We start from the raw sequence: 22,117 nt of genomic DNA, 5'->3' as shown, positions 1-22,117 counted from the left end.
GGTCGACCTCGGCCGTCGGTCGTCAGGCGGCTTCGAAGCCCGCGTGGTCCGCGATCTTCTTCAGTTCGGCCAGCGCGTGCTTCTCGATCTGCCGGATCCGCTCGCGGGTGAGCCCGTGCTGCTTGCCCACCTCGGTGAGGGTGCGTTCGCGGCCGTCCTCCATCCCGTAGCGGGAGCGGATGATCGAGGCGGTGCGGTCGTCCAGCCGCCCGATCAGGCCGTCCAGCTCCTCGCGGCGAAGCATGACCATCACGGCGTCCTCGGGGGACGTCGCCCCGGTGTCCTCCACCAGGTCGCCGAACTGGGTCTCGCCCTCGTCGTCGACGGACATGTTGAGGCTGACCGGGTCGCGCGCCCAGTCCAGCACATCCTTGATCCGGGCCTCGGTGGTGTCCAGCTCGGCCGCGATCTCGGCCGGCTCGGCCTCCCGGCCCAGCTCCTTGGACTTCTCCCGCTGCACCCGGCGGATCCGGCCCAGCTCCTCGACCAGGTGCACGGGGAGCCGGATGGTGCGGGACTGATCGGCGATCGAGCGGGTGATCGCCTGGCGGATCCACCAGGTCGCGTAGGTGGAGAACTTGAAGCCCTTGGCGTAGTCGAACTTCTCGACCGCGCGCACCAGACCCGCGTTCCCCTCCTGGATGAGGTCCAGCAGGGGCAGGCCACTGCGCGGGTAGCGCCGGGCGACCGCCACCACCAGGCGGAGGTTCGAGCGGATGAAGACGTCCTTGGCGCGCTCGGCGTCGGCGGCTATCGCCTCCAGCTCCTCATGGGTGACGCCGTCGGGGAGTCGACCGTCGGGGCGTTCGCTCTCGTCCAGCAGGTGCTGGGCGTACACACCGGCCTCGATCCGCAGCGAGAGCTCGACCTCCTCGGCGGCATCGAGCAGGGGCGTCCTGGCGATCTCGTCGAGGTACATACCGACCAGGTCGCGGTCGGCCTCAAGGTTGGTCGGGCGGGCCGCGCGAGTCCGGTCGGCCCTGTCTCGAACGACGGCACGGGTGGCCATGCTTTCTCCCTTTGACTGGTGTTGCCGAGGTCTGCTGCCTGCCCCCCAGGAGGGCAAGAAGTGCGGGCCCCTGGGGGCTCACACGTAACGATCCAACGAACAGATTCCGGACAACATTCCCAAGTCGTTCAGATTCTTCCTCGCGATGCAGTATCCTGCCGGTTTTCACTCCGGTCTTCGACAATCGGTGACCGATCGGGCACCTCTGGTGCTCGCGGACGACCGCTCCGAAAGCGGTTCTTCACCGTCCGCACACCCGATCGCCGCCCCCTGGTTGAACAGGCGGACGATCGCGGGCGTTCCCGTGCGCCCCCGATTCCCGCCCGCGCCCACCCCCCGGCGCACGCAGTCCCTCCGCACAAAAGATGCCGAATCGCTATCACTCCAGCTCCCGATCGGCACGGGACGCTGGGAAGGTGTCAGGCATGCACCTGACCAACAGCACGACTACCGTCACCGTGCGTCACCGTCGTCTCCTTCGGGACGTGTCGCTCGCGCTGGGCTGTGCCGCGCTGTTCGGCCTCCTGGCGATGCTGGTGACGGGCCACTGGCACCCCCTGCACGAGTTCGACCAGGACTGGATCGGCGGACTCCACAGCTACGCGAGGGAACACCGGATCTGGACCGCCGCGGTGCAGACCCTTTCCGACATCGGCGGACCCGTCACGATGCGTTCACTGCTCGGTCTCGCCGCCGCCTGGCTCTGGCTGATCGGCGCCCGGATGCTGGCCGGCTGGGTGGCCGCCCAGGCACTCGTCGGCTGGGGTGCCCAGTGGGCGCTCAAGCTGGCCGTCGACCGGCGGCGGCCCGCCTTCTCCGACCCGGTCTCACACGCCAGCGGCCCGGCCTTCCCCTCCGGGCATGCCATGGCCTCGGCGATCACCTGTGCCGTCCTGGTCGGCCTGATCTGGTACCGGGTCGACCGCCGCGGCCGGACCGCCGCCTGTTCGGTGGCCGCCGTCACCGTGCTGACCATCGGCTGGACCAGGACGGCCCTCGGGGTGCACTGGCCCAGCGACGTGGTGGCGGGCTGGCTCGCCGCCGGCGCCGTACTGGGCGTCGTGACCGCCGTGATCGAACTCTGGCGGCCGGGCGCGCTGGCCCGGGACGTCCGGCGGGTCAACTGGCGTACCAGGCCCAGGGTCCAGCGGGTCATCGTGCCGTCCGTCCGGGCGCCGCGGGCCGACGAGCCGCTGGAGGCCGCCGAGTTCGACGGTCGCGGCGCCGACGGACCTCGAGGGAACCGGAGTTGACGCCCCGGAACGGCATCACCAGGGCCAGCTACCGCTGGCCGGCGCTACCGCGAGCGGGACAGGGGATTCCGAGCTCCGTCAGGGGCCCCGGCCCGGTGCGGCCGGGCGATGTCCGGTGGGACGGGCGGGGTGGCACGTGGGGTGGCAGGAGGGCGGGAATGCCGCAGGCCCTCCGTCCCGAGTGGGTGGAGGGCCTGTGAGCTGCGGTTCTGTTGTGCCCCAGACAGGAATCGAACCTGCGACACCGGCTTTAGGAGAGCCGTGCTCTATCCCCTGAGCTACTGAGGCGTGGCCGGTCGGTGACCAGGCCGTTCACAGCGTACCGGATCGGGGGTCGGCCGGGGGTGGCGGTCCGGGTGCCTGACGGGAGGAGGGCGGAGGGGGAGCCGGGCGGGCCGGCTCCCCCTCCGGGGTTGCTGCGGGGAGGGGTCAGAGGAGGCGCAGCAGGCGGGACTGGATGGACGGCGGGTTGAGGTCGTTCTGGAGGGCGACCCGGACCTCGGTCTTGCCGTCGCCCGCGCCCACCCGCAGGGTGCCGACCTCCTTGCCGGCCTTCTCGTTGTGGCGCAGCGCGTACGGGTCCAGGGTGATCGTGCCGGTGACGCCGGGGAAGCCGGGCACCACGAGGTCGTTGGTCGCGACGACCGGGACCTTGCCGCCGAGCCCGTCGTCCACGCTGCCGACGACGTCGCCCTTCTTCACCAGGGTCTGGCCGGTCAGCCCGTTCTGCGCGGCCTGGATCTGCTTGCCGCTGACCTTGAGCACGGTGGGCAGGATGCCGTCGCCGGGGTTCGGGGAGGTGGCCTGCTGGCCCAGGGTGACGCCGAGGATCAGCCGCTTCACGCCGCCGATGTCCTTGTAGGCGGCCCACATCAGGCAGCCGCCCGCCGGGGTGCTGGAGCCGGTCTTGACGCCGATCACGCCGGTCTTCGGGTTGATCAGGTTGTTGGTGTTGGAGATCTTCGTGTTGTTGAAGTTGGTCTCCGGGGTGGCGACGATCTGCCGGAAGATGTCGTCCTGCATGACCTGCTCGGCCAGCTTCAGCTGGTCCTTCGCGGTGGACTTGGTGTCCGCGTTGAAGCCCGCCGGGTCGGCGTAGGTGGTGTTGGCCATCCCGAGCTTGGCCGCGGTGTCGTTCATCAGCTTGACGAACGCCTCCTCGGAGCCGGAGTGGTAGCGGGCGAGCAGCCGGGCCACGTTGTTGGCGGACGGCAGCATCAGCAGTTCCAGTGCCTGGTACTCGGTGAGCACCTGGCCCTCGGTGAGGGTCACCCGGGACTCGTCGCTGTTGCCGGACTCCTGCGCGGCCTGCTTGTCGACGACGATCTTCGGGCCGCTCTCCCCCTTTTTCAGCGGGAACTTCTGCAGCACCAGGTAGGCGTTCATCACCTTGGTGACGCTGGCGATCGAGGCCGGGGTCTCCTGGCCCGAGCTGCCGAGGTTGCCGACGCCGACCACCTCGGCGGCGGACTGGCCCTTGGCCGGCCAGGCGAGGTCGAGCTGGTCGCCGGCGAAGCTGAAGCTGCCCGGGGTCGTCATCCGCAGTTCCGGGTCCGGCAGCGGACGCAGCAGCTGGGCCACCACCACGGCACCGAGCACCACGGCCAGGAAGACCGTCCAGATGGTGACCCGCTTGAGCGCGCGCCGCAGCGGGGAGACCGGGCGGGCGTTGAGGGTGGCCAGCACCTCCATCGCCTCGGCCGTGTTCTCGGGCGAGGGCAGCGGCTGGGGCTCGGGCGTCGGCGGCTGGGTCGGCTGCTGCGGCTGCTGGGACGGCAGCGGCTCGGGCCGGGGCAGCGGTGCCGGCGCGGGCGGGGGCACGGGGCCCTGGACCGGCTTCGGGGCCGGCTCGGGCATCGGAGCGGGCTCCGGCGGCTCGGGCGCGGTGACGGCAGCCGGGGAGGCGGCCGGGGCGCGCAGCGACTCGGGCTTCTCCAACTTCTCGGCCCGGCCCGGTTCCTGGCCCGGTTGCCCGTTCTTGGTCAGGGGGACGGACGCGGACCCCGGCGCGGGCGCGGGCGTGGCGGGAGCGGCCTGCTCCGGCGCGTCGGCCTCCTCGGCCTCCTCGGCCTTGTCGGCGGTGCCGGACGTGGCGGTGTCGGCCGTGGCGGTGCCGGACGTGGCGGTGTCGGCCGTGGCGGTGTCGGCCGTGGCGGTGTCGGCCGTGGCGGTGTCGGGTGTGTCGGCCTTGTCGTCGACCTCCTCCCCTTCCTCCTCCGCGGCCTTCCCGACGGCCTTCCCGACGGCCTTCCGGGCGGTCTCGGCGGCGGGACCCGCCTTCACCGAAGCCGTCCGCATGGCGAGACGCGGGTCGGCGACGGGCGGCCGTTCGGCGGCCGGCTGCTTCTCCTTCTCCGCGACCTCGGGCGAGTCCTTCTTCTCCTCCGCCGGATCACCGGAACCACCGTCGTCGGCAGGCTTCAGCAGCTCCTCCGGCAGCCGCAGCGCGGTGGTCTTGTTGTCCACCGGAAGCCGCAGCATCGTCGTCCGGCTGTCCACATCCCGGACACGGAGCTGTACGGTCGAGCCGCCCTTGACACCCGCCTTCGGCGCGTCGGCAGAAGCGTCGACGGAGGCATCGGTGGAAGCGTCGGCGGGGGTCTCCGCGGAGGCTCCGGTCGACGCCTCGACAGTCGCCTCGACAGTCGCCTCGACAGCCGCATCGACAGCCGCATCGACAGCCGGCTCGGCCGACGACCCGGCGGGACTCGCCGCCTGGTTCTCCCCGGCGGCTGCGCCGGCTGACGCCCCGCCAGCCGCCGGACCCGTCCGTTCGCGTTCGCGCCCCTGCTCCCGCTCGCCGTCCCTCAGCACCCTGTCGGGGGACTCGCCCACGTATCCCAGCCTCCTCAACGCCCGGCGGGGCATCGGCAGACCCGATTTCGGGAAGCCGAAGCCCCGCCCCGTGTACCTGTACAGTCTCCGCCACCGACGGCCGTCCAGCCGCGCACACCCCGCCCGACCGGCGCATATTGCCGTCGCAAGGCCGCAACGTGGTCTGTTCATGGGTCAGACGCCGGGCCTGTGGCCGCCGGTTCCGCGCCTTCACCGCAAGGTCACGATTCGGAGGCGTACTCGACAAGCCCGTGTGAGAGGCGTCACCCTGTCTCTCATCCACGCGGGGAGGCTTGGATGGGCAAGAGCCGCAGAACTGTTCCCGAGGAACTCTTGCTGCTCGCTTTGGACCCGACCACGGGTACCACGGCGCAGCCGCAGACCCTCGACCTCGGACTCGCCGGGGCGCAGCTCGTCGAGCTGTCCCTGGCCGGACGGATCGTACCGGAGGGCGACCGGATCGCCGTCGTGCTCGCACGGCCGACCGGCGACCCGACCCTGGACCACGCACTGGAACTGCTGCGCCGACGCGGCAGTCCGGTCCGCGCGGCGCACTGGATCGGCGGGCCGCGGCTGGGCCTGCGGCAGACGTACCTGGCACACCTGGAACGCTGCGGCATGGTCACGGCCGTGCCGGGGCAGATGTGCGGGGTGCTGCCGACGACCCGGTACCAGGCGTCCGACGACTGCACCAACGCCGCGATCAAGCAGCGGCTGGACACCGCGATCCGCACCGGCGTGCCGCCGGACCCGCGGACGGCCGCGCTCGCCGCCCTGGCCCACTCGGTGGGGCTGGGCAAGCACCTGTACCCGGGCAACGAGGGCCGGTCCTCGCGGTCGCGGCTGCGCGATCTGATCCGGTACGACCCGCTGGGCGGGATGGTCGCGCACGCCGTGATGGACGTGCAGAACGGCCTGCCGACACAGCAGAACCGTTCTTCCCAGGATTCCGGGGCCGGTTCCGGTCGCTCCGGCGCCCGGGCGACGGGCCGGGCTCCGGGCGGACGGGTCTCCGCTCCCCGGGTCGGGGTGCGCTGAGCCCGACAGTCCGAACAGTGCGACAGCCTGAACAGTCCGACCGCTCCGGCCGGTCCGACCGCACGACCAGTTCAACCGGCCCGACGAGCCCGACCGGCCCGACGGCGCACACCGCCCGGTTCACGCCCCTGGAGGGCGCTGGACCACCGGCCGCACCACTGCGCACCATCCGAACCACCGGCACGACCCGGCATCACCGGCGCCACGAACGGCACCGAGGGGCGGTCGCCCCGCGACGCAAGTCGCCCGGCGACCGCCCCTCTGCCGTTCCCTGAGGCCCGTCGAGGCCCATCGCAACTACCGGTCCTAGTCGCCGAGCCGCATTACCACCCGGGGGCCATCGCTGTCTCACGGACGCGCTTTTCCGATGGTCTGTTCTACTGCGCTGCTGTGATTCCCCGGCGCCGACCTGGCCCAAGGTGACATGCTGCTCCAGTCAGGGGGGTTGGTCCCAATGTCCGAAGTGTCCCGAGGGCTGCCGTTCCAACGATCACCAGAGGTCCGGCCGGAGGTCGACGTGTCCGCGAACATCAATCCCACCGTGCGCCGCCGGCGCCTGGGCTCCGAGCTGCGCAAACTCCGCGAGGGCCTCGGGATGACGGCCGAGGAGGTGGCCGGCCGCCTGATGGTCTCCCAGTCGAAGATCAGTCGGCTGGAGAACGGCCGCCGCAGCATCAGCCAGCGTGATGTGCGCGACCTCTGCGACGTGTACAACGTGGCCGACGAGCAGATGCGCAACAGTCTGATGGAGATGGCCAAGGAGTCCCGTCAGCGCGGCTGGTGGCACGACTTCAACGACATGCCGACCCCCTACAGCGTCTACATCGGCCTGGAGGCCGAGGCCTCCTCGATCCGCGCCTACGAGTCCTCCTTCATCCCCGGCCTGCTGCAGACCGAGCACTACGCGCAGGCGGTGGTCGAGGGCACCCAGCCGGACACCGACGCGAACGCGGTGCAGCGCCGGGTGCAGGTGCGGATGAAGCGACAGGAGCGCGTCCACGGCGACAACCAGCTCGGCAGCCTGTGGACCGTCATAGACGAGGCGGCGCTGCGCCGCGAGGTCGGCAGCCGCGAGATCATGGCCCGCCAGCTGCGGCAGATGCTGGAGCTCAGCCTGCGCCCGAACATCACCATCCAGGTGATCCCGTTCTCGCACGGAGCCCATCCCGGCATGACCGGGACATTCTCCCTGCTGGAGTTCCCGGAGTCAGCCGATTCCACGGTTGTCTACTTCGAAGGTGTGACGAGCGATCTCTACCTGGAGAAGGAAGCCGATGTGCGCCGCTATACCGGTCTCTACGACTACCTGAGAGCGGCCGCGCTCGGTGTCGCGGAGAGCCGGTCGCTGATAGCCGACATCGAAAAGGGATACCACGAATGAGCACCCCCGCCGAGCACGGAGTCCGTTGGCGAAAGAGCAGTCACAGCGGAGGCCAGGGCGCCTGCGTGGAGATCGCCGGACCGGCCGCGGGAGCGGTCGCCGTCCGGGACTCCAAGGACCCGGCCGGCCCGCAGCTGCGCTTCTCCACCCAGGCCTGGAACGCGTTCGCGTCGGCCGCGGCGGCGGGGTCCTTCGGCGAGGTCTGACCAGGCCGGTTCCGTGCTCGGCCCAGTTGCCCGTAGCGCTGTCCGTCGCCCCGAGCGGCGGACAGCGCTACGGGCAACTTGCGCTACGAGCGACTTGCGTTACGGCTACTCGCGTTCCGGGCGGCTGCGTTCAGGGCTCCGTGCGCTACGGGCGCCGCGCGCGGATACGGCGGCGGGCCGGGTTCAGTGCGCCACCGGGTACCGGCCGGCCCAGTCGGCCCCCTCCGGGCTCCGCCGGTCGTGCAGTTCGGTGCCGTGCATCAGCTCCAGGGCGAAGTCGTCGGCGAGTTCGAGGATCGCGCCGCGCCCCTCCAGCCCCGCCACCAGGCCCGGCGGCAGCGCGGTGTCGCCGTGCAGCACCCCGAGCAGGTTGCCGCAGATCGCGCCGGTGGAGTCGCTGTCCCCGGAGTGGTTGACGGCCAGCAGCAGGCCCGAGCGGACGTCGTGGGCGACCAGCGCGCAGTAGACCCCGATGGCCAGCGCCTCCTCGGCGACCCAGCCCTCCCCCAGCGCCTCGACCCGCTCGGCGGACGGCTCGCCGGCCCGCACCGCGTCCAGCGCGGCCCGCAGCGCGTTGGTGGTCTCCTCGTGCGCCTGCCGCTCGGAGAGCAGGGCCAGCGCCAGGTGGACGCCCTCCTCCAGGGTGCCGCCACGGGCGACCGCCTGGACGATCACCGCGAGCGCGCCCGCCGCGAGGTAGCCGGTGGGGTGGCCGTGGGTGAGCACCGAGCACTCCACCGCGAGTTGGAACACCAGGCCCGGCTCCCAGGTGGTGAGCAGCCCGAACGGCGCCGACCGCACCACCGTTCCGCAGCCCTTGGAGTGCGGGTTCTTGGGGTGTTCCAGGGTGCCGAGCCGCTCGCCGTCCGGCCCGGTGAGGCCGGTCAGGCAGCCCTGGCCGGGGGCGCGCTGGGCGTACAGCCACTCCTCGCGGCCGAGCCAGCCGAGGTCGGGGCGGCGCTCGTCCGGGCCCCAGTCGCGCTGGGTGGCGGCCCAGCGCAGGTAGGCCAGGTGCAGGTCGGTGGGCGGGTGCCAGCTGCCGGTGTCGCGCCGGATGTGGGCGCGGATCAGGCCGTCCACGGTGAACAGGCTGAGCTGGGTGTCGTCCGTTATCGCGCCGGTGCGCCCGTACGCGGGGACGTAGCCGGTGACGCCCTGCGGGCCGTGCTGGGCCCGGATCTTCTCCAGGGGCTCGAACTCGACGCCCGCTCCGAGCGCGTCACCGATGGCACCGCCGAGCAGGCAGCCGCGGACCCGGCTGCGGAAGTCCTGCTGCTGGGCTCGTGACCACAGTGGCATCACGGCGGGGCGCCTTTCGTCGGGGTCGGGGGCCGCACGCGGCACCCACGGCGGCCGACGCGCCCTGGCACTGTACTTCGAAGGTTCGAACGGAGAGACGGCATCCCTCGTTGTCCGGCAGCCTCGTCGTCCGGCACCCTCGTCGTCCGGCACCCTCGTCGTCCGGCGCCCCCCGGGGCCCGGCCCGCCGGTGGTGCGGCGGACCGGGCAGGCGGGCGGACCGGGCGGGCCGGCGGGCGACCGGCCTCAGTCGAGGACCGGCAGCAGTTCCGGCAGGTGCCCGTCCGAGGCCAGCGCCGCCGCCCGCCGCTCGGCCGGCACCTCGCCGTAGAGGGTGGTGCGCTGGCGGTGCGGGCGACCGGCCGCCTCGGCGATCGCCTGGAGGTCGCGCACCGACTTGTAGCTGCCGTACGCCGAGCCGGCCATCCGCGAGATGGTCTCCTCCATCAGCGTGCCACCGAGGTCGTTGGCGCCGGAGCGGAGCATCTCGGCGGCGCCCTCGGCGCCCAGCTTGACCCAGCTGGTCTGGATGTTGGGGATGTGCGGGTGCAGCAGCAGCCGGGCCATCGCGACCACCGCGCGGTTGTCCCGGGCGGTCGGGCCGGGGCGGGCGATGCCGGCCAGGTAGACCGGGGCGTTGGTGTGGATGAACGGGAGGGTGACGAACTCGGTGAACCCGCCGGTGCGTTGCTGGATCCGAGCGAGCAGCCGCAGGTGCCCGAGCCAGTGCGCGGGGGCGTCCACGTGCCCGTACATCATGGTGGAGGAGGAGCGGATGCCCAGTTCGTGGGCGGTGGTGACGACTTCGACCCAGGTCGCGGCGGGCAGCTTGCCCTTGGTGAGCACCCAGCGGACCTCGTCGTCGAGGATCTCGGCGGCGGTGCCGGGGATGGTGTCCAGGCCGGACTCCTTGGCCCGCTGGAGCCAGTCGCGGATCGACAGGCCCGTCCTGGTGGCGCCGTTGACCACCTCCATCGGGGAGAAGGCGTGCACGTGGATGCCGGGCACCCGCTCCTTCACCGCGCGGGCGATGTCGAAGTAGGCGGTGCCGGGCAGGTCCGGGTGGATGCCGCCCTGCATGCACACCTCGGTGGCGCCCACCTCCCAGGCCTGGGCGGCCCGTTCGGCGACCTGCTCAAGGGAGAGGGTGTAGGCGTCGGCGTCGGTGCGGCGCTGGGCGAAGGCGCAGAAGCGGCAGCCGGTGTAGCAGACGTTGGTGAAGTTGATGTTCCGGGTGACGCAGTAGGTGACGTCCTCGCCGACCGCCGCCCGGCGGACGTCGTCGGCGATCCGGCACAGGGCGTCCAGGGCCGGGCCGTCCGCGTGGAACAGGGCCAGCGCGTGGTCGTCGGTGAGCCTCTCCGGGTCGTCGGCGGCCACCGCGAGCGCCTCGCGGAGGTCCCCGGCGAGGCGCTCGGGCGCGCCCTTGGCCAGCACCTGTTCGCGCAGCACCTCCCAGTCGCCGTAGACGTCCTCGAAGTCGGCCCGGCGGTCTCCGGTGCGGCCCTCGGTGTCGACGGCGGTGTGCAGGTCGGTCCGGCCGTACGACTCCGGGAGGTCCTCGGGCTCCTGCCAGGGGTGGCCCTGGACGGTCGCGTCCGGGTTCGCCAGTCCGGTGGCCGGGTCGGCCAGGGCCCGGACGTGCGGCAGCACCCGCGGGTCCAGCCAGGGTTCGCCGCGCAGCACGTACTCGGGGTAGACGGCGAGGCGCTCGCGCAGGGCGAAGCCGGCCGCGGCGGAGCGTTCGGCGAGCCGGTCGATCTGCGGCCAGGGGCGCTCGGGGTTGACGTGGTCGGGGGTGAGCGGGGAGACGCCGCCCCAGTCGTCGATGCCGGCCGCGATCAGCCGCTCGTACTCGCCGTCGACCAGGTTGGGCGGCGCCTGGAGGCAGGCGGTCGGGCCGAGCAGGTGCCGGGCGACGGCCACCGTGGCGACCAGCTCGTCCAGTTCGGCGTCGGGCATGCCGCGCATCGCGGTGTCCGGCTTGGCGCGGAAGTTCTGCAGGATCAGTTCCTGGACGCCGTGGTAGGCCCGGGAGACCTTGCGCAGCGCGAACAGCGACTCGGCGCGCTCCTGGTACGTCTCGCCGATGCCGATCAGCAGGCCGCTGGTGAAGGGGACGGAGCTGCGGCCGGCGTCCTCCAGCACCCGCAGCCGGACGGCCGGTTCCTTGTCCGGGGAGCCGTGGTGCGGGCCGCCGGGCTCGCTCCACAGCCGGGTGGCGGTGGTCTCCAGCATCATGCCCATCGAGGCGGAGACCGGCTTGAGCCGCTGGAAGTCCGTCCAGCTCAGCACCCCGGGGTTGAGGTGCGGGAGCAGGCCGGTCTCCTCCAGGATGCGGATGGACATCGCCCGGACGTAGGCGATGGTGTCGTCGTAGCCGTGCGCGTCCAGCCACTCGCGGGCCTCCGGCCAGCGGTCCTCGGGCTTGTCGCCGAGCGTGATCAGGGCTTCCTTGCAGCCGAGTTCGGCCCCGCGCCGGGCGACCTCCAGCACCTCGTCCGGGGACATGAACATCCCGTGCCCGGCCCGGCGGAGCTTGCCGGGGACGGTGACGAAGGTGCAGTAGTGGCACTTGTCCCGGCAGAGCCGGGTGAGCGGGATGAACACGCTCTTGGAGTAGGTGATGACACCGGGCCGGCCGGCCGCCTCCAGGCCGGCGTCGCGCACCCGGGCGGCGCTCGCACAGAGGTCCCGCAGGTCCTCGCCTCTGGCCTGGAGCAGCACGGCGGCCTCGGTGAGGTCGAGGGCGACGCCGTCCCTGGCGCGGCGCAGGGCGCGCCGCATCGCGTTCGCGGTCGGAGGGTTGCTTGTGGCCGTAGCGGTTCCGTCCATGGCGCGACCCTATGCCAGGGTCGTACGACGGGAGTACACAACCCTGAGGCCGTCTCAGGGTCGGCGTACCCCGTCAGGTTCACCTCGAAGTGCCCCCGCAGGGCGATGACGTGGCGACGGCGGCGGCCTCTAATGGAGGGGCAGGGCCAAGCGCACGTGTTCGAAGAGGAGTTGAGGACGCCATGACCAATGAGACGGCGGTGGACGACGCCATGGACGGCGGGGTCCCGTACCGCTCGCGACGGCGCACCCTGGTGCGGGCCGGGGTACCGCTGGCGGTGGGGGCGGTGATCGCCGCCGGAGTCGGGCTGGTGCCGGCGCTGGCCGCCGACTCGCCGCCGAACCTGCCGCAGCTGTCCGCCGAGCAGGTGGTGGCCAAGGCGCTGGGCTCCGACGCCCAGTCCCTGTCCGGGACGGTCTCCGTCGCCACCGACCTCGGCGTGCCCAGCCAGCTGCTGGGCGCGGCGGCGGGCGGGCTCGGCGCGGCGGCCGGCCACGGCGGCGGCCAGGGCCAGGGCGCGTCCGCGGACCCGCAGGCCAAGCTGCTCGGCCTGCTCGGCGGCGACCAGACGCTGCGGGTCGCGGTGGACGGCCCGGACCGCCAGCGGGTGGACCTGATGGAGAACATGGCGGGCTACACCCTGGTCCGCAACGGCGACCAGAGCTGGGCCTGGGACAGCTCGACCAACACCGCGCTGCACATGACCGGGCGCCCGGCCGGGCACGCGGCCGGGCACGCGGAGGCCGGGAAGTCGCCGAAGGCGCCGCTCACCGGGGTGCCGACCACCCCGCAGGAGGCCGCCGAGCAGTTCCTGACCGGCAGCGCCGGCACCACCGCCGTCACCGTCACCGGGACGGCCAACGTGGCCGGGCAGAAGGCCTATCAGCTGAGCGTCAAGCCGACCCAGTCCGGCTCGACCATCGCCGAGGTGCGGATCTCGGTCGCCGCCGACAACGGGGTGCCGCTGGCCGTGGTGGTGAAGTCCACCGACGGCTCCACCGTGCTGGACGTCCACTTCACCGACGTCTCCTTCGCCAAGCCGGCCGCCAAGACCTTCGACTTCACCGCGCCCAAGGGCGCCAAGGTGACGGAGAAGAAGGCGGACGAGGCGACCAAGGGCGCCGAGGCCGAGCACGCCAAGGGCCGGGGCGAGCCGGGCAAGGGTGAGCAGGGCACGGGCCACGACGGGGTGAAGGTGATCGGCGAGGGCTGGACGGCCGTCGTCTCCACCCAGCTGCCCGCCACCGTCGAGGCGCCCGACGCGGCGCCGAAGGCCGACGGCAAGAAGGGCAAGCCCCAGAGCCGGGCGATGAACCCGCAGGCCCTGGTGAAGTCGCTCGGCAAGCCGGTCGGCGGCGGCACCCTGATCAGCACCAAGGTCGTCAACGTGCTGCTCACCGACGACGGCCGGGTCTTCGCCGGCGCGGTCACCCTGCCCGTCCTCCAGCACGCCGCCGGGGTGAACTGACGGATGACCGAGACTCCCGTAACGGGGGACGTTACGGAGTCGGCCGGGGGCTCGGGCGCGGCGTCGCGCCCGGCCCCCGTTCCGTCCCCGGCCTCCCCTCCCGGTCCCGTTCCCCGCTCCGCTCCCGGTTCCGTTCCCCGCTCCGCTCCCAGCTCCGCCGATGACGTGATCAGGACCCGCGGCCTGACCAAGCGCTTCCGCGGCGGCCAACTCGCCGTCGACGGCCTGGACCTGAGCGTGCCGCGCGGCTCAGTGTTCGGCTTCCTCGGCCCCAACGGCTCCGGCAAGACCACCACCATCCGGATGCTGATGGGCCTGATCGCCCCCACCTCCGGCGTGGCCACCGTGCTCGGCGAGTCGATGCCGCAGTCCGTCGCCGGCGTGCTGCCCCGGGTGGGCGCGCTGATCGAGGGCCCGGCGCTGTACGGCTTCCTGTCCGGCCGGGACAACCTGGTCCGCTTCGACGCCGCCGACCCGACCGCCGACCCGCGCACCCGTCGGCAGCGGGTCGAGACCGCGCTGGAGCGGGTCGGCCTGAGCGCCGCCGCGGGCAAGAAGGCCCGCGCCTACTCGCTCGGCATGAAGCAGCGTCTGGGCCTGGCCTCCGCGCTGCTGCAGCCGCGCGAACTGCTGGTACTGGACGAGCCGACCAACGGGCTGGACCCGCAGGGCATGCGGGAGATCCGGGCGCTGGTCCGGGAGGTCGCGGCGGAGGGGACCACGGTGTTCCTCTCCTCCCACCTGCTGGACGAGATCGAGCAGGTCTGCACCCACGCGGCGGTGATGTCCCGGGGCCGGCTGGTGGTGCAGGGCACCGTCGCCGAACTGGCCGCCCGGGCGCAGGGCCGGCTGGTGGTCCGCACCCCCGACGTGACGCAGGCCGCCGAGGTGCTGGCGGCCCACCAGGTGGTCGCGCTGGCGCCCGGCGAGGGCCGGGTGGACGGCGAGCTGGGCGCGAGCGGCGACGAGGCGCTGCCCAAGCTGTGCGCGGCGCTGGTCGAGGCCGGGGTCCGGGTGCACGGGTTCGGGCTGGAGCGGGGCACATTGGAGGACGCCTTCGTGGCGCTGACCGGGGAGGGCTTCGATGTCGCAGGCTGAGGCTCCGCAGGCTGAGCCGTCTCAGGCGGAGCCGTCGACGGCCGGGCCGGTGCTGGTGACCGGTCGGCGGCCGCAGACCGCGTCCGGCTTCCTGGCGCTGTTCCGCAACGAACTGCACCTGACCTTCCGCCGGATGCGCACCAAGGTGCTGCTCGGCATCCTGGCGGTGCTGCCGATCCTGATCGGGGTGGTGGTCAAGCTCAACACCGACAGCCCGCGCGAGGGCGGCGGTCCCAGCTTCATCGCGCAGACCACCCAGAACGGCCTGTTCCTGGTGTTCACCGCGCTGGCGGTGGCGCTGCCGGTGTTCCTGCCGATGACGGTCGGCGTGGTCGCCGGGGACTCGGTGGCGGGCGAGGCGGCCACCGGGACGCTGCGCTACCTGCTGGTCGCCCCGGCCGGGCGGACCAGGCTGCTGGCCGCCAAGTTCACCGCCGGGCTGGTGTTCTGCCTGGCGGCGACGGCGGCGGTCGCGGTCACCGCGCTGGCGGCCGGCGCCACGCTGTTCCCGCTCGGCGAGGTCACGCTGATCTCCGGGGACACCATCGGCTTCGCCGACGCGCTGCTGCGGGCGGTGCTGGTGGCCGGGGTGGTCGCGGCCTCGCTGGCCGGGCTGGTGGCGATCGGGCTGTTCGTCTCCACCCTGACCGGCAGCGGCATCGCGGCGATGGCGGCGACCGTCGGGCTGGTCATCACGGTGCAGATCCTGGACGCCTTCCCGCAGCTGGACGCGATCCGGCCGTTCCTGTTCACCCACTACTGGATGAGCTTCTCGGACCTGCTGCGCCAGCCGATGTACTGGGACGGCGTGTGGAAGGACCTCGGCCTCCAGGCCGCCTACGTCGCCGTGTTCGGCTCGGCGGCCTGGGCCCGGTTCACCAGCCGGGACATCAGCGCGTGACCGACGCCGGCGGGAGCCGCCTCAGCGCGTGACCGACGCCGGCGGGAGCCGCCTCAGCGCGTGACGGCTTCCCGGACGGCCTCGGCCGGGACGGGCTGCGGCAGCGCCGCGGCCCGCCCGGCGCGGTCGGCCCGCACCTGGCGCAGCGCGTCCCAGGTGAGCAGTGCCAGCGCGGCCCACACCAGGGCGAAGCCGGCCCAGCGCGCCGGCGGCATCGACTCGTGGAACACCGCGACGCCGATCAGGAACTGGAACACCGGCGCCAGGTACTGCAGCAGGCCCAGCACGGTCAGCGGCACCCGGACGGCGGCCGCGCCGAAGAACAGCAGCGGGATCGCGGTGATCACCCCGCTGAGCATCAGCAGCCCGGAGTGCCCCCAGCCGTACGAGCCGGCCACCGTGTGCCCGAAGGTGCCGCGCCCGCTGACCTCCAGGTAGACGAGGTAGCCGAGGGCGAAGGGGAACATGAAGGCGCTCTCCGCGGCCAGGCTCTCCAGCCCGCTCAGTCCGACCTGCTTCTTCAGCAGGCCGTAGGTGGCGAAGGAGAGCGCCAGGGTGAGCGCGATCCAGGGCAACTGTCCGAAGGCGGCGGTCAGCACCGCGACGGCGGCCGCGCCGATGCCGACGGCCGCCCACTGCACGCCGCGCAGCTTCTCCTTGAGCACCAGGACGCCGAAGCCGATGGTGACCAGGGGGTTGATGAAGTAGCCGAGGCTGGTCTCCACGACGTGGTCGTTGTTGACGGCCCAGATGTAGACGCCCCAGTTGACGGAGATCACCATGGCCGCGCCGGCCAGCATGGCGACCCGGCGGGGCTGGCGCAGCAGCGGGCGTATCCAGCCCCAGTGCCGCTGGGCGACCAGCATCAGCACCACCGCGACCAGGGACCAGACCATCCGGTTGGCGAGGATGTCGTCGGCGGCGCCGGGCTCCAGCAGCGGCCAGAACAGCGGGAACAGGCCCCAGATGCCGTAGGCCGCCACGCCGTACCAGAGGCCTCGGCCGTTGTCCTGCTGGGTTGTCTGTGGCATGGCCGAGTGCCCTCCCGCGCGCGCGAATATCGAGGTGACGGTAGCGGGCGGGAGGGCAGCCTGTCATCTCCGTTTCCGGATTTTGGTCATGACAGCGCTTGGATGCTGGACGGTTGCGGCGTCTTCGCTGGTCATTCGCTGGTCAGACGACAACCGGACGGCGGCCGGACGGCGGGCCAGTCGGGCGGCCGACCGGCTGTCTCAGACCCCGAGCGCGGTACGGACGGACTCCGCCAGCGGGACGGTCGGGCGGCCGATCAGCCGGGCCAGGTCGCCCGGGGTGCCGGCCAGCTCGCCGCGCGCGATGCCCGCGTCCACGTCGACCAGGGCCTCCGCGAAGCCCTGCGGCAGGCCCGCGCCGACCAGGACCTCCAGGTGCTCGGCCGGGGTCACGTCACGGTGGGCGACCGGCTTGCCGGAGGCCTGTGCCAGCTCCGCGGCGAGCTCGGGCAGGCTCCAGGCGGTGTCCCCGCTCAGCTCGTAGGCCTTGTTCTGCTCGTCACCGCGCAGCAGGACGGCGACCGCGGCGTCGGCGTAGTCCCGGCGCGGGGCGGTGGCCACCCGGCCGTCCCCGGCGCTGCCGAGCACCACACCGCGCTCGACCGTGCCGGCCGCGTCGCCCAGGTAGTTCTCGGTGTACCAGCCGTTGCGCAGGAAGGCGTACGGCAGTCCGGAGGCGAGGATCAGCTCCTCGGTCGCCTTGTGCTCGTCGGCCAGCCCGAAGGTGGCCGCGGCCGGGATGCTGGTGTAGGCGAGCAGGGCGACCCCGGCCGCCCGCGCGGCCTCGACGACGGCCCGGTGCTGGGGGATCCGGCGGCCGACCTCGCTGCCCGAGATCAACAGCACCCGGTCGCCGGCGGCGAAGGCGCCCGCCAGGGTCTCCGGCCGGTCGTAGTCGACCACCCGGACGTCGACCCCGCGCGCGGCCAGGTCGGCGGCCTTCCCGGCGGAGCGGACGGCCACCGCCACCTCGCTCGCGGGGACGGCGGCCAGCAGGCCTTCGAGGACGAGACGGCCGAGCTGGCCGGTGGCTCCGGTGACGACGTACATGGGGTGCTCCTACTCCTGGGGGCTTCTGACCTCGGAACTCACCCTAGGAGCTGCACTAACCTTTCGAAAGTACGCACTTCAAAGTAGGGTACTGACATGAAGGTAAGCACGATGGTTCCGGACGGGCTCCCGCCCGCGAACGTCTTCGACCGGATGTGCCCGTCCCGGGGCGTACTGGAGCACGTCACCAGCCGCTGGGGCGTGCTCGTCCTCGGCGCGCTGCGCGAGCGCGGCTACCGGTTCAGCGAACTGCGGCGCCGGGTCTCGGGGGTCAGCGAGAAGATGCTCGCCCAGACCCTGCAGACGCTGGAGCGGGACGGCTTCGTGCTGCGCGAGGCGCACCCGGTGATCCCGCCCAGGGTCGACTACAGCCTCACCCCGCTCGGGCAGGAGGCGGCGGAGCTGGTCGCGGCGCTCGCGCACTGGTCGGAGCAGCGGGTGGCCTCCGTGGTCGCGGCCCGCGAGGAGTACGACGGGCGGGCCACCGCCTCCTGAGACGGCGGGCCACTGCTCCCCGAGGCCGGGCTACTGCTTCCCGATCAGGGCCTCCAGGCCGTCCAAGACCCGGGCCAGCCCGAAGGCGTACGCGTGGTCCGGGCTGTACGCGCCGCCGTGCGCCTCCCCGGCGGCGGCCCCGACGCGGGCGGCGACGGGGTGGCGCTCGGGGTCGAAGACCCGGGCCAGCAGTTCGGCGTTGGCCTGCCACCACTGGGCGTCGGTCAGCGCGCTGTCCTGCTGGGCGGCCCGCTCGTCGGCGGCCATCCGGGCGCAGGTCTGGACGAAGCCGAGCAGGTGGGTCAGCGCGGCGTCCAGTTCGACGTCGGGCAGGCCGGTGCCCTCCAGGGCGCGCAGCTCGTACTCGTACTTGGCCATCAGGCCGGGGCCCAGCGGCGGGCGGCTGGTGGATACGGCCGCGACCCACGGGTGGGCGCGGTACAGCTCCCGGTTGTCGTCGGCGACGGCGGTGGCCCGGGCCCGCCAGCCGTCGTCCGCCGGGGTGCTGCGGGGCATGGTGGCGTAGACCGTGTCCAGCATCAGGTCCAGGAGTTCGGCCTTGCCGGGCACGTAGGTGTAGAGCGCCATCGCGGACAGCCCCAGCTCCTGGGCGACCCGCCGCATGGTGACGGCGTCCACGCCCTCGGCGTCGGCCAGGGCGATCGCTACGGCGGCGATCTCGCCGGTCGAACGGGCCTGCCGGGGGCCGCGCCGGCCCGGCTTCTCCTCGGCGGTCAGCCCCCAGAGCAGGGCGAGGGTGCGCGCCGGATCTCCTGCGCTGCTGCGGTCGGTGGCCATGCGGAGGATCCTTTCACGGCCGACGGCCGCTACCGTCTCTCCATGACCAGCCCTGAGCCACTGCCCGGCACGGACACCACCGAGGCGCTCCGCCCCCGGGTGACCTGCCGACGCTGCCACCGGCCGCTGCACGACCCGGAGTCGCGGATGCTGCGGCTGGGGCCGGAGTGCCGCGATCCGGCGGAGCGGGTCACGCGGTTCGACGTGGAGCAGGAGACCCTGCCGGGGGTGTGACGCCGGGCCGGAGCATCACGAGCGGCCACCCGGATCGGCGCGTCAGGAGCGGCCGAAGAGGCGGCGGAACAGGCCGGGGCGGGGTCGCCCCGGATCCCGTGCGGGCCCTCCGCCGCTCTCCTGGGCATCATCCGTACCGCCAGTGCCGTCGGTCCCATCAGTGCCGCCAGTGCCGTCAGTGCCGTCAGTGCCGCCGGTGCCGCCAGTGCCGCCGGTGCCGCCGGTTTCCGCCGGTCCCTCGGCGTCCCGGGCGTCCGCCTCCGCCATCAGCTGCCGGGCGAGCGCGAGGTCGGCCGGCTCCGCCCACGGCGCGGCCAGCACCAGGGCGCAGTAGGAGCGGAGGATGGTCACCACCCGGCTGCGGCTCGCCCGGGCGCTGTAGTGCAGCCGTTGCCGCAGCAGGGCGGCGATGTCGGCGCGGGCGGCGGGGTGGGTCCAGCCGATCGCGACCAGGGCGAAGCCGGCCGCCTCGACCACCCAGTCCTCCGGCCCGAGCAGCAGGTCGCGCAGCACCCGGCGGCGCTCGGAGCCCTCCCAGGGCTGGTCGGTGCGGTGGTGGGCGATGCCGAGGCAGGCGAAGGACTGCACGGCACGCACCCACAGTTCGGGCTGGTGGGCGAGCAGCGCGCGGCCGAGGTCGTCCTCACGGGGCGCCGGCGGGTGGACGAGCGCGCCGAGCAGTTCGTCCAGCGGCAGCCCGGCCAGCCGGACGGCGTGGTCGTAGGCGGCGGGCACGGTCGGCCAGACGATCTCGGCGGTGGCGCGGACGAGTTCGGAGCTGGACGGGGCGGGCGCGGCGACGGCCGGGCGCGGGTCGGTGCCGTCCCAGGCCCAGATCCGGGTGGTCGGCTCGGTCAGCGGCAACCGGGGGTCGGGCTCGCCGACGGACCGGTAGGACACCGTGGAGCGCGGCAGCGCGAGCCGGACGGCCAGCACCGAGCTGGGCGGCTCGACGGCGGAGGCGGTGCAGTCGATCTCGGTGTCGGTTCCCGTGCCGGTGCCGGTGCCGGCCGAACCGAGCACCTGGTGCAGCACGTTGACGGTCGCCTCGGTGGTGCCGGTGACCATGCCCAGCCAGGGCTCCCGGTGGCTGAGCCGCTCCAGCAGGTCCTGGGCGTACGCGTGGTCGGGGTGGTCGCGGTGGTGGTCGGCGAGGGCGAGCAGATGGGCGGCGTCGCCGTCGACGGCGTGCCGCAGTCCGTGCCGGGCGGGGGCGGCCTTGGGGTGGTCGGGATCGGCGGCGAGGACGCGCTCCAGCCAGGGCAGGCCCTCGGCGGGGCGGCCGAGGGTGCCGTACAACTCGGCGACGTCCACGGCGAGGTAGCCGCTGGAGTCGCCCTCCTCCGGGGCGGCCCGGGCGAGTTCGGCCTCCCAGACGGCGAGCGCCTCCTCGGGGCGGCCGTCGGCGCGCAGGGCGTTGCCGAGCATCACCGCGGGCAGGTAGCCGGGGGCCAGCCGGTGGGCCCGCTCGGCGAGTTCGACGGCGCGAGTGGTGGCGCCGAAGCGGCGGGTCAGGCCGGAGGCCATCGCCAGTAGCAGCGGGTGCTCGGGGTGGCGGGCCACCACGGCCCGCAGGAAGCGCTCGAAGGGCCTTACGGTGTCGGCGAGTTCGGCGGGCAGCGGGTCGGGCAGCGCACCGGCGGCGCGGGCCACCGCCTGGGCGACGGCGTCCGGGTCGACCAGGGTGGGCAGGTCCTCGCGGGCGAGCCAGGCGGCGTGCGCCCAGGGGCGGCCCGGCTCGTACTGGATCGCCGAGGCGAGCAGGCTGACGGCGGTGTCCCAGTCCCCGGCGGCGGCCTCCACGTGGGCCCGGCAGACGACCGTGCCCAGGTAGACCTCGCCGTCCAGCGGGAACAGCTCGCGCGCCTTGGCGGGCCCGCCCGCGGCGGCGGACAACTCGGCCAGCGCCTCGTGGAGTTCGGGCAGCTGGGGGTCGGCGAGGATCGCGTCGGAGAGGTGGTCGGCGGCATGGGTGAGGTCGCCGGAGTCGATGGCCAGCCGGGCGACGGCCACCTCTCCCTCCGCCGCCAGCCGCTCGTCGCCCCCGTCGTCGGTGTGCGCCATGCCCTGTCCCCCGGTCCGCTCTCGTGCCGTGCGCGGATGAGGCTATCCGGTGCGTATGACGGACGGATGATCACCCCGCAGTGGGCGCGACGACAACTACCCGGCTGGATAAGACCCGTACGAGTGGTTTGGACCTCGGTCCGGTTCGGACCGGGGGCGGCGGCCACCACGATGGCTCCGGTGCTTCGAGAGCGAAGCACCCCCCGCCCCTGACTCCCGACGAGGAACGATGAAGCTCTCCCGCACCCTCTCCGCCGTGGCCTCCGCCGCCGTCCTGAGCACCCTCGCCCTGACCGGCCCGACCGCCGCCCCGGCCTCCGCCGCGGGCTCGTTCGTGGTCAGCGAGGCCCAGTTCAACAAGATGTTCCCGAACCGGAATTCCTTCTACACGTACAAGGGCCTGACCGACGCGCTGGGCGCCTACCCGAAGTTCGCCGCCACCGGCGACGACGCCACCCGCAAGCGCGAGGCGGCCGCCTTCCTCGCCAACGTCAGCCACGAGACCGGCGGGCTCCGCTACGTCGTCGAGCAGAACACCGCCAACTACAGCCACTACTGCGACACCACCCAGCCCTACGGCTGTCCGGCCGGGCAGTCCGCGTACTACGGGCGCGGGCCGCTGCAGATCAGCTGGAACTTCAACTACAAGGCCGCGGGCGACGCCCTCCACCTCGACCTGCTGCACGACCCGTACAAGGTCGAGAAGGACCCGGCCGTCGCCTGGAAGACCGGCCTCTGGTTCTGGGACGCCCAGAAGGGCGCCGGGACGATGACCCCCCACGACGCCATCGTCAACAACAAGGGCTTCGGCGAGACCATCCGCAGCATCAACGGCGACCTGGAGTGCAACGGCAAGAACCCGGACGAGCGCAACGACCGGATCAACCTGTTCAAGCAGTTCGTCGGCGTACTGGGCACCACCGTGGGCGGCGGCAACATCTCCTGCTGAGCCGGCCTCCGACGGCCTCCGACGGCCTCCGACGGCACGCGCGGAGCGGAAAGTCGGCCGGGCCCACTTCTCGCTCCGTGACTCAGTCGATCGGGTGAACGGTGTCAGTCGAGCCCCGCCAGGCGGCGTCGGCGGTGCCGGTGGCGGAGAAGGCGAGCCGATCGGCTCTGGA

Annotated in this window: 18 protein-coding genes and 1 tRNA gene; 10 read left to right on the top strand and 9 right to left on the bottom strand. The window is 73.1% G+C overall.

The annotated features are described in order from the left end of the window. Window positions 1-22: 22 nt before the first annotated feature. Window positions 23-1,009 carry a sigma-70 family RNA polymerase sigma factor gene (locus ACFWIS_RS24415; RefSeq protein WP_380456942.1) on the bottom strand — a complete coding sequence of 329 codons (987 nt, stop codon included), beginning with the start codon at window positions 1,007-1,009 and terminating at the stop codon, window positions 23-25. Window positions 1,010-1,434: 425 nt separating this feature from the next. Between ACFWIS_RS24415 and ACFWIS_RS24410 the strand changes: the two genes are divergently transcribed. Then, window positions 1,435-2,262 (top strand): phosphatase PAP2 family protein, encoded by an 828-nt coding sequence (locus ACFWIS_RS24410; RefSeq protein WP_380456944.1) that lies wholly within the window; start codon window positions 1,435-1,437, stop codon window positions 2,260-2,262. 215 nt (window positions 2,263-2,477) lie between these two features. Here the strand turns inward: ACFWIS_RS24410 and ACFWIS_RS24405 are convergent. Both ACFWIS_RS24405 and ACFWIS_RS24400 read right to left on the bottom strand, forming a co-directional pair. Next, a tRNA-Arg gene (locus ACFWIS_RS24405) sits at window positions 2,478-2,550 on the bottom strand. A gap of 141 nt (window positions 2,551-2,691) precedes the next feature. After that, a complete protein-coding gene (locus ACFWIS_RS24400; RefSeq protein ID WP_380456946.1) occupies window positions 2,692-4,728 on the bottom strand; it encodes a D-alanyl-D-alanine carboxypeptidase in 2,037 nt (678 codons plus the stop codon). Window positions 4,729-5,394: 666 nt separating this feature from the next. On the opposite strand from ACFWIS_RS24400, the gene ACFWIS_RS24395 reads away from it, so the two are divergent. From ACFWIS_RS24395 to ACFWIS_RS24385, 3 genes are all read left to right on the top strand, one after another. Then, complete coding sequence (locus tag ACFWIS_RS24395) at window positions 5,395-6,135, top strand: GPP34 family phosphoprotein (RefSeq protein ID WP_380456948.1); 741 nt, start codon at window positions 5,395-5,397, stop codon at window positions 6,133-6,135. A gap of 517 nt (window positions 6,136-6,652) precedes the next feature. After that, entirely contained in the window at window positions 6,653-7,516 is an 864-nt protein-coding gene (locus ACFWIS_RS24390) for a helix-turn-helix domain-containing protein (protein ID WP_380456950.1), read from the top strand. Beyond that, the gene (locus ACFWIS_RS24385) at window positions 7,513-7,722 is read left to right on the top strand and encodes a DUF397 domain-containing protein (RefSeq protein ID WP_380456952.1); all 210 of its coding nucleotides are present in this window, start codon (window positions 7,513-7,515) and stop codon (window positions 7,720-7,722) included. The genes ACFWIS_RS24390 and ACFWIS_RS24385 overlap by 4 nt, the downstream gene beginning before the upstream one ends. A 183-nt stretch (window positions 7,723-7,905) precedes the next feature. Here the strand turns inward: ACFWIS_RS24385 and ACFWIS_RS24380 are convergent, their stop codons facing one another. Together ACFWIS_RS24380 and ACFWIS_RS24375 are read right to left on the bottom strand one after the other, a co-directional pair. Further along, on the bottom strand, window positions 7,906-9,021 hold the full coding sequence (locus ACFWIS_RS24380) for an ADP-ribosylglycohydrolase family protein (RefSeq protein WP_380456954.1): 1,116 nt from the start codon (window positions 9,019-9,021) through the stop codon (window positions 7,906-7,908). A 246-nt stretch (window positions 9,022-9,267) separates the two neighbouring features. Continuing rightward, entirely contained in the window at window positions 9,268-11,856 is a 2,589-nt protein-coding gene (locus ACFWIS_RS24375) for a bifunctional FO biosynthesis protein CofGH (protein WP_380456956.1), read from the bottom strand. A gap of 182 nt (window positions 11,857-12,038) precedes the next feature. Between ACFWIS_RS24375 and ACFWIS_RS24370 the strand changes: the two genes are divergently transcribed. From ACFWIS_RS24370 to ACFWIS_RS24360, 3 genes are read left to right on the top strand one after another with little or no spacing between them, the layout of a single operon-like run. Next, window positions 12,039-13,325 carry an outer membrane lipoprotein carrier protein LolA gene (locus ACFWIS_RS24370; protein WP_380456958.1) on the top strand — a complete coding sequence of 429 codons (1,287 nt, stop codon included), beginning with the start codon at window positions 12,039-12,041 and terminating at the stop codon, window positions 13,323-13,325. Between the two features lie 3 nt (window positions 13,326-13,328). Continuing rightward, complete coding sequence (locus ACFWIS_RS24365) at window positions 13,329-14,423, top strand: ABC transporter ATP-binding protein (RefSeq protein WP_380456960.1); 1,095 nt, start codon at window positions 13,329-13,331, stop codon at window positions 14,421-14,423. Then, the gene (locus ACFWIS_RS24360) at window positions 14,410-15,324 is read left to right on the top strand and encodes an ABC transporter permease (protein ID WP_380456962.1); all 915 of its coding nucleotides are present in this window, start codon (window positions 14,410-14,412) and stop codon (window positions 15,322-15,324) included. Before ACFWIS_RS24365 ends, ACFWIS_RS24360 begins: the two co-directional genes overlap by 14 nt. Window positions 15,325-15,377: 53 nt before the next feature. On the opposite strand, the gene rarD is transcribed toward ACFWIS_RS24360, so the two are convergent. Together rarD and ACFWIS_RS24350 are read right to left on the bottom strand one after the other, a co-directional pair. Beyond that, window positions 15,378-16,355, bottom strand: a complete 978-nt coding sequence (rarD, locus tag ACFWIS_RS24355; RefSeq protein ID WP_380456964.1) for an EamA family transporter RarD — start codon at window positions 16,353-16,355, stop codon at window positions 15,378-15,380. Window positions 16,356-16,556: 201 nt separating this feature from the next. Beyond that, the gene (locus tag ACFWIS_RS24350) at window positions 16,557-17,405 is read right to left on the bottom strand and encodes an SDR family oxidoreductase (protein ID WP_380456966.1); all 849 of its coding nucleotides are present in this window, start codon (window positions 17,403-17,405) and stop codon (window positions 16,557-16,559) included. A gap of 96 nt (window positions 17,406-17,501) precedes the next feature. Between ACFWIS_RS24350 and ACFWIS_RS24345 the strand changes: the two genes are divergently transcribed. Further along, window positions 17,502-17,900, top strand: coding sequence for a winged helix-turn-helix transcriptional regulator (locus tag ACFWIS_RS24345; RefSeq protein WP_380456968.1), 399 nt, complete (start codon window positions 17,502-17,504; stop codon window positions 17,898-17,900). A 30-nt stretch (window positions 17,901-17,930) separates the two neighbouring features. Here the strand turns inward: ACFWIS_RS24345 and ACFWIS_RS24340 are convergent, their stop codons facing one another. After that, window positions 17,931-18,698, bottom strand: a complete 768-nt coding sequence (locus tag ACFWIS_RS24340; protein WP_380456970.1) for a TetR/AcrR family transcriptional regulator — start codon at window positions 18,696-18,698, stop codon at window positions 17,931-17,933. 42 nt (window positions 18,699-18,740) lie between these two features. On the opposite strand from ACFWIS_RS24340, the gene ACFWIS_RS24335 reads away from it, so the two are divergent. Further along, window positions 18,741-18,932, top strand: coding sequence for a DUF6011 domain-containing protein (locus ACFWIS_RS24335; protein WP_380456972.1), 192 nt, complete (start codon window positions 18,741-18,743; stop codon window positions 18,930-18,932). 42 nt (window positions 18,933-18,974) lie between these two features. On the opposite strand, the gene ACFWIS_RS24330 is transcribed toward ACFWIS_RS24335, so the two are convergent. Continuing rightward, window positions 18,975-20,996 carry a tetratricopeptide repeat protein gene (locus tag ACFWIS_RS24330; protein WP_380456974.1) on the bottom strand — a complete coding sequence of 674 codons (2,022 nt, stop codon included), beginning with the start codon at window positions 20,994-20,996 and terminating at the stop codon, window positions 18,975-18,977. Between the two features lie 229 nt (window positions 20,997-21,225). Here ACFWIS_RS24330 and ACFWIS_RS24325 point away from each other — a divergent pair, with 229 nt between their 5' ends. Beyond that, complete coding sequence (locus ACFWIS_RS24325; protein ID WP_380456976.1) at window positions 21,226-21,945, top strand: chitinase; 720 nt, start codon at window positions 21,226-21,228, stop codon at window positions 21,943-21,945. Window positions 21,946-22,117: the final 172 nt, after the last annotated feature.

Origin of the sequence: Kitasatospora sp. NPDC127060 (assembly GCF_042724935.1) — a bacterium.
Classification (GTDB): domain Bacteria; phylum Actinomycetota; class Actinomycetes; order Streptomycetales; family Streptomycetaceae; genus Kitasatospora.
Note: the sequence above shows the minus strand (reverse complement) of the source record. Positions and strands in the feature narration are given on the sequence as shown.